8 protein-coding genes are annotated in these 11,939 nt (G+C 34.4%); 2 read left to right on the top strand and 6 right to left on the bottom strand.

Annotated features, from left to right (window positions below; genetic code table 11):
• Window positions 1–63: 63 nt before the first annotated feature.
• Both LO744_RS14980 and LO744_RS14975 read right to left on the bottom strand, forming a co-directional pair.
• Window positions 64–453, bottom strand: coding sequence for a VOC family protein (locus tag LO744_RS14980; protein WP_230670723.1), 390 nt, complete (start codon window positions 451–453; stop codon window positions 64–66).
• 11 nt (window positions 454–464) lie between these two features.
• A complete protein-coding gene (locus LO744_RS14975) occupies window positions 465–1,619 on the bottom strand; it encodes an MFS transporter (protein ID WP_230670720.1) in 1,155 nt (384 codons plus the stop codon).
• A gap of 119 nt (window positions 1,620–1,738) precedes the next feature.
• On the opposite strand from LO744_RS14975, the gene LO744_RS14970 reads away from it, so the two are divergent.
• Entirely contained in the window at window positions 1,739–2,308 is a 570-nt protein-coding gene (locus LO744_RS14970; protein ID WP_230670717.1) for a Crp/Fnr family transcriptional regulator, read from the top strand.
• Window positions 2,309–2,599: 291 nt separating this feature from the next.
• Here LO744_RS14970 and LO744_RS14965 read toward each other — a convergent pair whose 3' ends face one another.
• The 4 genes from LO744_RS14965 to ligA form a co-directional block, all read right to left on the bottom strand.
• The gene (locus LO744_RS14965) at window positions 2,600–4,741 is read right to left on the bottom strand and encodes a S46 family peptidase (protein WP_230670715.1); all 2,142 of its coding nucleotides are present in this window, start codon (window positions 4,739–4,741) and stop codon (window positions 2,600–2,602) included.
• Between the two features lie 263 nt (window positions 4,742–5,004).
• Window positions 5,005–5,586, bottom strand: coding sequence for a Crp/Fnr family transcriptional regulator (locus tag LO744_RS14960; RefSeq protein WP_230670711.1), 582 nt, complete (start codon window positions 5,584–5,586; stop codon window positions 5,005–5,007).
• Between the two features lie 258 nt (window positions 5,587–5,844).
• Window positions 5,845–6,489 (bottom strand): MgtC/SapB family protein, encoded by a 645-nt coding sequence (locus LO744_RS14955; RefSeq protein ID WP_230670708.1) that lies wholly within the window; start codon window positions 6,487–6,489, stop codon window positions 5,845–5,847.
• 74 nt (window positions 6,490–6,563) lie between these two features.
• Entirely contained in the window at window positions 6,564–8,567 is a 2,004-nt protein-coding gene (gene ligA / locus LO744_RS14950; protein WP_230670706.1) for an NAD-dependent DNA ligase LigA, read from the bottom strand.
• A gap of 240 nt (window positions 8,568–8,807) precedes the next feature.
• Here ligA and LO744_RS14945 point away from each other — a divergent pair, with 240 nt between their 5' ends.
• A complete protein-coding gene (locus tag LO744_RS14945) occupies window positions 8,808–11,912 on the top strand; it encodes a TonB-dependent receptor (RefSeq protein WP_230670702.1) in 3,105 nt (1,034 codons plus the stop codon).
• Window positions 11,913–11,939: the final 27 nt, after the last annotated feature.

Below are 11,939 nucleotides of genomic sequence, written 5' to 3'. Positions count from 1 at the left end.
AAATTAAAACAGGCTGTTTCATTCATTGAAACAGCCTGTTTTTTGTTGTGAAAAATTTTCAGATTACATAGAAATTTCTACGTAATTTCCTTCGGGGTCTAGAACAACGCTTTCGTAATAACCATCACCGGTAGTTCGAGGTTCGCTTTCTATAATGTGATGGTCAGAGCGCAGCCTTTCTGTTAAAGCATCTACCGCTTCTTTACTGCCAACAGAGATGGCAAAATGGGCAATCCCTTTCATAAATCCTCTTTTGTCTGGTTCTTGAATAATATCTTGCCTATTCATTAATTCAATCCTCGTTTTATCGTCCCCAAAGTCTAGGAAGTAAGAGGTAAAACCTTTCTTGGTATTGGTGTATTTTTCGTTAGATGTTACACTAAAGTAGTTTAAATAAAATTCGCGCATCTTCTCTAAATCGTCTACCCAAATGGCTAAATGTTCAATTTTCATTGATTTATATTTTAAAATTTCATTGATTTGTATTGATAAGAAAGTACAATAATTAAGATTCCGAAAACTGAGGCGCTTAATAATGCAATTCTTAAATCGGTTATTTCTGAAAGAAGACCTATTAATGGCGGACCAATCATAAACCCGAGAAAACTGATTGATGAAACTGCGGTGATAGCGATACTTGCAGACATTGTTTTTAATCTTCCTGCTGCACTGTAGGAAATAGGAACGATAGAAGAAACACCCAATCCGACAAGCAGGAAACCGAAAGTAGATAGTATTAATCCTGGGGCAATTGTCGCTAATAATAATCCTGTAGTAATTAATATTCCGCAGAATCTTAAAACGGTGGAAGCCTGATAACGGTTGACAAATCGGTCAGCAACAAAACGGCCAAATGTCATCGCTCCCATACTGGCAATATATCCCATTCGTACAAAAGCTTCGTCAGGTTTTATAATGGTAGAAAAATAAACACTGCTCCAGTCAAACATTGTTCCTTCGCAGAACATACTTCCAAATCCTATTAATCCTAAAATAATAATGGCAAAATCTAATTTGAATGCCTTTTTAGGTGTTTTTGAATCTGAATTTTCTTTAATATCCTGAGTTAATAAATTCTTGCTGAATATGATGATTCCTATTACTCCAAAGATTAATATTACGGTGAAATGAGTTAAAATAGAGAATTTTGTTTCTGCAAAGACGGCACCTAGTATTCCGCCTGTTAATCCGCCAAGACTCCATAATCCGTGAAAAGAAGACATGATATTTCGTTTATATAAGGCTTCTAAGCTAACCGCTTGTGTATTGACTGCAATATTGGCCATATTTGAAGCAATACCGTAGAAAAATAGCATTAAAAACAATAATATAAAGCTGTCTGCTTTTGCAATGAATGTGAGCATGATGCCGTATAATATCATTGCAGTTATCAAAATAATGCGGCTTCCGAATTTGTTGACCAAATATCCTGAAACAACCATCATCATCAGTTGTCCTAATGGCATGGCGAATAATACTTGCCCTAATTGACCGTCGTTAAGATTGAGAGTAGATTTGATATCCGGAATTCTGCTTGCCCAACTGGCAAATATCAATCCCATGATAAAATAGAAATAAAAAATACTGATGCGTATTCGAGGCAATTTTTGCTGAGCCATACTTGTTTTGAAATTATATCTGCAAAGCTAATCACAGATTGCCTAAAGCAAAATGACGGGCGTCATATTCGTATCACTTCAATTAAAAATATTAATTTTGAAGTCTTATTTTTTTAATAATGGATATTATAAAAACTTTACTCGATAAATATAAAGTGCAATTTTCTCAGGAATCAATGTCGAAATTTGAATCTATATTGGTGAAAAAAGAATATCATAAGGATGAAATGGTTTTACAAGAGGGTACAATCAGTCGCTATCTCTATATTGTAGAAAAGGGGATGGTTCGCCAGTTTTATTATAAAGACGGACGAGATATAACCGAACATTTTTCTTGTGAAGGAAATATCGCAACGTGTATTGAAAGTCTGTTTTTGCAACAGCCAACCCGTTTACTCATCGAAGCTCTAGAGCCGTCTACATTATTTCTTTTAGATTATGATAAATGGAAAAAACTCTGTGACGAGTTTCCTGAAATTAATGAACTATACAGAGCGGTGATGGAGTATAAACTTGTGGTTTCTCAACAAAAAGCAGATTCCTGGCGTTTTGAAAACTCCAGAGAGCGTTATGACAGATTTTGCAGAGAGCTTCCCTCCGTTTCCAGACGTGCTTCTGTAGCGCATATTGCTTCTTATCTATTGATGTCTCCCGAAACTTTAAGCCGTGTAAGGGCTGGAGTATTATAATAGAATGTTAAACTTGTTTATTTAACCACAAAAGGCACAAAAGATTTAGATATTTTAAGTTTAAACTTATCAATAAACAAAAAAGAGCACATAAGCTTTAAAAAAATCTTTGATTTTTATTCTTTTGAGAGCTTTGAATATCTAAATAACATACATTTCAAATATCTTTTGTCTTTTGCGGTTAATGAAAATTAGTTTAAGCGGAATTAATATTAAAAACGAAAAACCCCTTGAAAATTATTTCAAGGGGTTTATTGAATCTTATCTTTTAGATTTACGATAAAATAGGTCTTATTTTACAATTTTCATCTCATCAATTAGCCATTTTGAATCGGCAAATTTATCGATGATGAAAAGAATATATTTTGTATCAACCATGATGTTTCTGCTGAAACGTGGGTCGTAATTGATGTCACTCATTGTTCCTTCCCACTGTCTGTCGAAATTCAAACCAACAAGATTTCCGTGTGCATCCAAAGCCGGACTTCCAGAGTTTCCACCTGTTGTATGGTTGGTTGCTGTAAATCCTACAGGAACATCACCACTTTTATCTTTGTAGTTTCCGTAATCTTTTTTGTTATAAAGGTCAATTAGTTTTTGTGGAACATCAAATTCATAATCTCCAGGAATATACTTCTCCATAACTCCAGCTAAATGAGTTTGGTAATCATAAGTTACTGCATCTTTCGGAGTAGACCCTTTCACTTTTCCATACGTTACACGAAGGGTAGAGTTAGCATCTGGGAAAAATTTTCTGTCTTTATCTGTAGCCATTTGCTGCGCCATATAGGTTTTTTGCAATGCATCAATCTTGGTCTGTAAACTTGTAAATTGAGGGTCAGCAGTTTTCATATAAGCATCTTTTACACTCATAAATAATTGATAAACAGCATCTTTTTTAATGGTTTTAATCAATTTATCCTGACTTGAAAATGCTTTTTCAATATCTCCGTTAAGAGCAGCACCGTTCACCTGGCTTCTTCCTGTAATCACAGAATTCTTTGATAGCTCTTCAAAGCTGGTAATGTTTTGAGCATCATTTTTATATTTATCAAAACCAGCTGGTAAAAACTGAGCGTCTGTTTTGTTAGCGTATAATGCCAAAAGTTTAGCCGTAACTTTAGAATCCAGTTCAGCACTGTAATCTTTGTAGAAAGAAGTCAGTTTTTTCTTAAAAGCAGCTGTTCCTTTTTCATCCATTCTTCCAGCTTCTACAGAAGTAATGTAGTTAGAATACATATTTGCCAATGCAAATGTTTCTGCATTTCTTACTACTTCGCCATAATATGCATTGTTCAAAGCATAAGGAGCCTGGTCGTTATACAGTTTATTCAGTTGGTCTAAAGTTGCTTTTACTTCAGGGTTTTTAGCAATCAAAGAACCTTCGTACATTACTTTTTTCTGTACCGCGTTAGATTTTTTTAAACCTTCTACTTCGCCAATCCATTTTTTCCAATAGTTGGCTACAGAGGCAAACTTAGAAGCATATTTAATTCTTGTAGCATCATCAGCACGCATTTTTTCGTCTAAAGTTTTCAGAGCGACATCACGTACGGCAATTCTTGCAGGATCAATCTCTTTCATGATTTTTTCTACGGCAATCGCAGGAAGATATTCCGTTGTTCTTCCAGGGAATCCGAATACAAATGTGAAATCATTCTCTGCCTTATCTTTGATGGATACCGGAAGATAATGTTTCGGAACGTAAGGCACGTTGTCTTTAGAATATTCTGCAGGCTTGTTGTTTTTATCAGCATAAATTCTGAACATCGAGAAATCTCCTGTATGTCTTGGCCAAACCCAGTTGTCAGTATCGCTTCCGAATTTTCCGATGCTTTGAGGAGGTGCTCCTACCAAACGTACATCTTTATAGGTTTCGATGACATAAGCGTAAAATTTATTCCCATAATACATCGGTTTTACAGAAATCGACTGATAATTTTCTATTTTTTGAGAATTTTTGTAAATCTCAATATTTTTTGCGATTTGTTTTGCGAGTTCCGGCTCCTGAAGGTTATCGGTATCGTCTAAAATTTGAGAAGAAACATCTTTAATATCTACAATAAAATCAACAGTTACTCCCGGGTTTGGAAGTTCTGTACTCATGTTTTTTGCCCAAAATCCGTTAGAAAGAAGGTCGTTTTGTACTGTAGAATGTGCCTGAATCTGCCCATACCCACAGTGATGATTGGTTAGTAATAATCCTTTTGGAGAGATGATTTCGGCTGTACAGCCTCCATTAAACTGTACTACAGCATCTTTGATACTTGGTTTTTGTGTATTGAAAATGTCTTTAGCAGAAATTTTCATCCCAAGATCTTTCATTTCCTTTTCATTAAGTTCCGTAGGAATCCACATTCCACCGTATTGCTGAGCGATTCCCCAAGAGAAAGTGAAGAATGCCGAAGCAATAAGAAGATTACGTTTTATCATTATTTAAAAATTTTGTCTAAAATACACATTTTAATTTTTTTAGGAAAAGAAAAACCCTTCCTAAAATTTAAATTTAGAAAGGGTTTTCTGGGATATGTTTTTTTTTTTTGTTAAAATTTCATTAAAATAAATTTTAACAAATCTTTTACAGAGTGATATATTTTTCTATTGTATTGATTCTGAGAAAGAAAATTTCATCACTTGTGTTTTCTTTAGCGGTGCAAAATAAGTGATAATTTTCAAGCAAAAGAATGAACCTATGTTCATAAATTCTGTTTTCTGATGCGGCTTAATGCTTGTGGCGTTATTCCGATGTAAGATGCAATGTGTTTCAAAGGTATTTCTCTGATAAAATTTGGATATGCTTTCGCCAAATTCAGATAGCGCTCTTCGGCAGTGTGCATAAGTAAAGATATTTCGCGCTGGGTTTTGCGTACATATAAATTCTCAGCGGAGATTCTTCCTAGATAATTTCCTACCTTACTTCTTTGGTAAAGTTTTTCCAAATCATCAAAATGTATTCTGTAGACCACCGTTTCCTGCACTGTTTCTACATTGTAAGCACATGGATTTCTTGTAATAAAAGAATCGTAAGCACTGCAAAACATATTTTCTGCAATAAAAGAAAATGTAATTTCTTTGGAAGGCTCGGTAGGATGTACTTTATTCACAAAAAAACGGATAATCCCTTTGTCGATAAAATACAGGTAATCTTCTACTGTTCCTTCGTTTAAAATCATCGTTTTTTTTGCAAAAACAATCTTCTCAAATTGGTTGGCATGATAAAGGGCTTCCTCCTGAGAAAGACCTTCTATACTATTGTAAATATTCAGCAGTTTTTCCATGAAATCCTTATGGATATTAGTTTCTCTATTGTAAAAGTAATATTTAATTTCTTTTAAACCTGAGCTTTTCCGAGGCTCATCATTTGCTGTTTATGGTTGTATATTTTGAAAATCGCTATTAAAATAAACTCAATTAAGAATATAAATGAATACTACAGTTTATGGATAAATTTAAATTAAAGATATTTGAATTTATTTATTTTTTTAGCAGAGAGAATTAATCAATGAAAATTTCAATTTTTTAATGAAGATGAATTTTTAAAACTGAAAAGAATCTATTTTTTCATCGCGCATCATCTGCTGTATTAAATCTTCATGACGACTGTTTTTTCCTGTCAAAAGCCAGGTTGTACTGGATGATCCTTTTGAAAACTGTTGTTTAATGACAATGAATTTTAAATGGTTTACTTTAAATAATTCCTCACAATAATCAAGATTTTCTTTGTTGGATACAACGATTTTATACTCCCGAATTTTGTGATTATGATCAATATACGTTTGAAAATAGGTGAGTGAGCTTAGAATTAATAACACTAAAACAGTTCCCAGTAATGATAAATAAACATATCCCGAACCCACCGCCATCCCGATAGACGCCGTTGCCCAAATTGTTGTGGCAGTAGTGATGCCGTCGATTTTATTGTCTCCTTTAAAAATAACTCCAGCGCCCAAAAAACCAATTCCGGTAATGATGTTGGCTGCCAATCGATCGGGATTATCAACGCCTATTTTTATGGAAAGAATGGTGAAAAGACAAGATCCAAAACAAACGAGAATAAATGTTCTCAATCCCGCCGATTTGTTTCTATATTCCCTTTCGGCTCCAATGCAAAGACCGAGAAATACCGAAATAAAAATCAAAAGCAACTCGTTTTGAATAGAGTGGTCTTTTAGAAAATCCATTTTTTATAATTTAATAAAATAAAATTACAATAAAATATCAAACAAAAAAGACTGCCCAAAAGACAGTCTTTATTTTAATTATTAATCAAATCCAGAAACTGTTGTTCATCAAGAATCGTGATCGTTCCGATGTCTTGTGCTTTTTTCAGCTTGCTTCCTGCTTTTTCGCCGACAACCAGATAATTGAGGTTTTTAGAAACGGCAGAAATATTTTTTCCGTTGTGTTTTTCTACCATTTCTTCTGCAGATTCTCTTGTGAAAAGGGAAAGTTTTCCTGTAAATAAGAATGTTTTTCCTTCTAAAGCATTCGATAAAACTTCATTCGTATTTTCACCTTTTTCCAACTGTACACCGTAAGATTTTAATCTTTCAAGCATTAAAATGTTTTCAGAATTATTAAAGAAATCAACAATACTTACAGCGATTTTCATTCCGATATCTTCAACCTGACACAGTTCTTCGGCTGTTGCGTTTCTTAAATCATCAATGGTATTGAAGTTTTTGACCAATTTTTTAGCGACGGTTTCTCCGACATGCTTAATTCCTATTCCGTATAAAACTTTTTCAAAAGCGATTTCTTTTGATTTTTCAATTCCGGTAATGATGTTTTGTGCAGATTTTTCGGCCATTCTTTCCAAAGGAAGAAGTTGTTCTTTGGTTAAAGCATAAAAATCGGCAGGATTCTCAACCAGTTTTTCTTTGTAAAGCTGTTCTATGGTTTCGCTTCCCAAATTATCAATATTCAAAGCCTTTCTCGAGACATAATGAATCATTCTACCCACAACCTGAGGCGGACAATGCAAATCGTTCGGGCAAAAATGTATCGCCTGATCTTCTAGTTTTACCAATTCGGTTCCGCATTCCGGGCAATTTTTAATATATTCTAATTCTTTGCTTTCAGAAGTTCTTTTTTCAGTATTTACGCCAACAATTTTAGGAATAATTTCGCCACCTTTTTCAACGTACACAAAATCTTTTTCGTGAAGACCCAGTTTTTTGATGATATCTTCATTGTGCAGAGATGCTCTTTTTACAATTGTTCCGGCAAGCAAAACAGGCTTCAGATTGGCAACAGGAGTGATTGCTCCGGTTCTTCCGACCTGATAAGAAACGCTTTGTAATTCGGTTTCTACTTTTTCAGCTTTAAATTTATACGCCATCGCCCAACGCGGAGATTTTGCAGTATAACCCAACTGTCTTTGATGTTTGATAGAGTTAACTTTTAATACAATTCCATCAATTTCAAAAGGCAGGTTATGTCTTTCAACATCCCAGAAATTAATGAATTCTTTAATCTCATCTAAATTTTTGCATAATTTTGCCTGATCAGAAATCTTGAAACCCCAATTTTGTGCCTGATGTAGCAATTCCCAATGCGTTTCTGCAGGAATTTCATCTGAAACAAATTGATAAAGTACTGATGAAAGTCTTCGTTTTCTTACCTCGCCGCTATCCTGCATTTTTAAACTTCCACTTGCCGTATTTCTTGGATTCATAAATGGGTCTAAGCCTTCCTCTTCACGCTGTTTATTTATTTTATCGAAGTTTTTTCGGGTTAAATAAATTTCGCCACGCATAAAAAATCTTTCAGGAAAATCTGCGCTTAGTTTTAATGGAATATCTGAAATGGTACGTACGTTTGCTGTAATTTCATCGCCCTGAAAACCGTCGCCACGAGTAACAGCCTGTATCAATTTTCCATTTTCATATAAAATAGAGATTGAGGCACCGTCATATTTAAGTTCGGCAACAAATTCTACCGGTTCATCGATGGTTTTAATGAGTCGCTTTTCCCAATCTTCTAAGTCATCAAAGTCGTAAGAATTGTCTAAAGAATACATTCTGAATTGATGCTGAACCGTCGGGAAGTTTTTTGTTACACCACCACCTACACGAATCGTGGGTGAGTTGTCATCATGATATTCAGGATGTTGTGCTTCCAAATTCTGAAGCTCTTTTAATAATAAGTCAAACTCAAAATCTGAAATACTGGGTTCATCCAGCAGATAATAGTTTTCATTATGCTGATGAAGTTCTTTTCTTAATTGCTCAATTTTATGCTGAATGTTTTCGGACATGGGTTTTCTATCTTTTCAACAAAAATAATGTAAATAATAATTTAAAAAAATAACACTATTAATTATTCTGAGAAAATTAAAACTTTGTAATGTAATCTAATGACTTGATAGTCTATTAAATAATGTAATCGTTTACATTTGTTTAACATAATATTCTAATTTAATTAAAAAAATGTTAAAATTACCTTAAACAGGTGGCTTGCAGTGACACTATACCTTTGTACCCAATTAATCTATCATATGAAAAAAGTAAAGATTTTATTGGGACTTCTGTTTTTGGGAGTAGGAACTATTGCCTATGCACAAACAACACAAGCTTCTATTGTAGGGAAAATTACGGGTAAAAGTATTCAGGAAAAAGTAAAAGTTACTATTGTGAATGAGTCTACGGGTTTTCGTACAGTAACAGAAACCAACTCGAAGGGTGAATATATTTTCAAAGAAATACCTTTGGGTGGACCTTATACGGTTATCGTAAATGACGAAAAAAAGGAAGGCTACAATGTAAATTTTGGTGATCAGGTTACTGTGAATCTCAATTTGGATGATAGCGAAAAAATGATTGAAGAAGTAGTTATTAATGGTAATCTTAAAAATAAAATAGGAAACTTAGGAGCAGCAACTGCAATTTCGGCAAAGAACATAGGTATTTTACCTGTAAACGGAAGAAATTTTGCCAGTCTTACAGATTTGTCTCCTTTAAGCGGTAAAAACGGTAATTTATCGGGGCAGTTAGGTTCTTCTACCAACTTTACCATTGACGGAATGACGGCGAAAAATCCTACTTCAGCCGGATCTACAACCAGCCGAAGTGGTGCGCCTTTTTCTATATCGATTGAAGCGGTAAGAGAATTTAAAATCACAACCAATCAGTACGATGTTACTTTGGGAAGAAGTGGAGGGGGAACGGTAAGTGCGGTTACGAAATCGGGTACCAATAAATTTTCTGGAAGCGCTTGGGAATATTTGAGAACCAACTGGCTTTCGAGCCCATATGATATTCGTGGAAACAAGAGAGATGTTGATTTTTCTACTTCTCAGTTCGGGTTTTCATTGGGTGGACCAATTATTAAAAACAAATTACATTTTTTCGCAGCTTGGGATCATCAGCTAGATTCGAGACCGTTGCAGATTGCAGACATCAAATCGCGTGAAGATGAGTTAAGATTAAATACAACAACTGCGACACTTAATAAATTCCTTGATATTGCAAGAGCAAAATACGGTGTTGGAAATTCTCCACAGTTTGGAAGTTTCGATAAAGTAAGAAATTCTGATGCCGCTTTTTTACGTTTAGACTGGCAGATTAATGAGAAGAACTTATTAACATTAAGAAACAATTTTACTTACGATCTCAATAAAAACGGATTAGGAGACAATACGGCAATTAATGCATTTGAGTCTTACGGAACCGATAAAAACATGGATAACAGTTTGTTGTTAACTTTAAGATCAAACTTAAAGCCTAATATAACGAACGAATTGAAAGTTCAACATTTATATACTTTCCAAGACAGTTATCAAAATGACCAATTGGGACATGCTGTTCCGAGAGCAATTGTAGAAAATATAATCACCAATATCGACGGAAACAAGGCGACAAACATCCAGATTGGAGGTCACCGTTTTGCGCAGGAAAGCTTCAAAAATAATGTAATTCAGATTGTTGATAACTTGTATTACAATACCGATAAGATTAAATATACTTTTGGGGTAGATTTAATGTACACCAAAGCAAGATCTGTGTACGGAAGTGAGGTCAACGGAAGATTTCATTTCAGAGAAAACCCTACCGTAAACGGTGGTGATAATTTATTTAATTTTAACAATCTTATTTCTAACAGATTCTACAGAGAAGTTCCTTTGGTAGAAGATCCGTCTGTAAAGTCGAGTATTTGGAATGCGGGTATTTACGGACAGATTCAAACGAAAGTGGCAAAAGGTTTAGATTTTATGGCTGGTTTAAGGCTTGATTATGGTGGTTATCCGAAAGCTCAGTTTAATCAGAAATTATTTGATGAAATGGGAATCAGAACTGATAATCAGATTAAATCTTTTGTTATTCAGCCAAGATTTCAGTTTGAGTGGAATGTGAATGAAGGAAATAAAGATTTCTTAAAATTCGGAGCAGGAATTTTCTCTTCAGATATCAACAATTATATGGTTATCAATAATTTGGTGTTTGATGGGAAACATTTAGCAACGGTAGATGTTAATCCTTCACAAATTGGTTTGACACCTGATTTCAACAGCTATAGAAATGATTACAATACTGTTCCTACATTGTCGCAATATCAGCTTCCGACGATTAATTATACCGGTGAAGATGCGAAAATCCCGATTGTTTATAAAGCAAATATCTCGTATACGCATTTCTTCAACGAAAGATTCAGAGCTGGGCTTGCAGGTTATATGGCTTTAGGTAGAAACAATTACTTCTATTATGATAGAAATATGGAAGCTAATCCTTTCTTCACTCTTGATAATGAAGGTGGAAGAGGTGTTTTTGTTCCGGCTAGTACGATCAATGCAAGTAATGGTGTAATGAATTGGAAAGAAGGAACGATTAATAAAAAGTTCGGGAGAGTTTTAGAGCTTGTAAGTGACGGAAAAGTCAATCAATTCTCTTTTGTAGCAGATACAAGCTACCGTTACTGGAAAGACGGAGAAATTACCGCAAGTTACACATGGTCTGATATTAAAGATAATACTTCATACAACGGTAACGTAGCGAATTCAGCGACATTGTCTACATTGGTAGAAAGTGATCCTAGAAATTTAAGAATGACCTATTCTGATAACCAATTCAGAAACAAAGTGGTATTATACGGAAACTCACCAACCATTGCAGGATTTACTTTAGGAATCAGATATTCAGGAATTGGCGGAACACGTTTTTCTGTGACAGCAGGTGGGAATATCAACGGAGATTTCGTGGATACTAACGATTTAGCATACATTTTCCCTCAATTAACACAATCTTTGATTGATGATCCTGAAGTAGGAAAGGCTTTAAAAAATTACATCACCGATTATAATAACCAAATTGCAGAAAGAAACGGTGGAAAAAATGGATTCTACGGAGTTTGGGATGTACGTGTAGCGAAAAAAATTAAGTTTGAAAAAATTGGAGCCTTTGAACTTTCTGTTGATATTTTCAACCTGGCCAATTTACTTAACAGAGAATGGGGAGTAAACAAATCTTACGGAAACATGTCTTTGTATAGAATCAATAAGTTTGATCCCGTTACAAAACAGTTTGAATATGCTAAAAATACCAGTGGTTTAGCACCTTTATCAGGTAATCCTTATCAAATTCAAATCGGAGCAAAATATTCATTCTAAAAAAATAAGTACTAATTTTATCTAAAA

Origin of the sequence: Chryseobacterium turcicum (assembly GCF_021010565.1) — a bacterium.
Taxonomy (GTDB): domain Bacteria; phylum Bacteroidota; class Bacteroidia; order Flavobacteriales; family Weeksellaceae; genus Chryseobacterium; species Chryseobacterium turcicum.
Note: the sequence above shows the minus strand (reverse complement) of the source record. Positions and strands in the feature narration are given on the sequence as shown.

Bases quoted from the DNA above. Each gene is read 5' to 3' on its own strand.
- LO744_RS14970 (WP_230670717.1), top strand. From the start codon at position 1,739: ATGGATATTATAAAAACTTTACTCGATAAATATAAAGTGCAATTTTCT.
- LO744_RS14980 (WP_230670723.1), bottom strand. From the start codon at position 453: ATGAAAATTGAACATTTAGCCATTTGGGTAGACGATTTAGAGAAGATG.
- LO744_RS14955 (WP_230670708.1), bottom strand. From the start codon at position 6,489: ATGGATTTTCTAAAAGACCACTCTATTCAAAACGAGTTGCTTTTGATT.
- LO744_RS14975 (WP_230670720.1), bottom strand. From the start codon at position 1,619: ATGGCTCAGCAAAAATTGCCTCGAATACGCATCAGTATTTTTTATTTC.
- LO744_RS14960 (WP_230670711.1), bottom strand. From the start codon at position 5,586: ATGGAAAAACTGCTGAATATTTACAATAGTATAGAAGGTCTTTCTCAG.
- ligA (WP_230670706.1), bottom strand. From the start codon at position 8,567: ATGTCCGAAAACATTCAGCATAAAATTGAGCAATTAAGAAAAGAACTT.
- LO744_RS14965 (WP_230670715.1), bottom strand. From the start codon at position 4,741: ATGATAAAACGTAATCTTCTTATTGCTTCGGCATTCTTCACTTTCTCT.
- LO744_RS14945 (WP_230670702.1), top strand. From the start codon at position 8,808: ATGAAAAAAGTAAAGATTTTATTGGGACTTCTGTTTTTGGGAGTAGGA.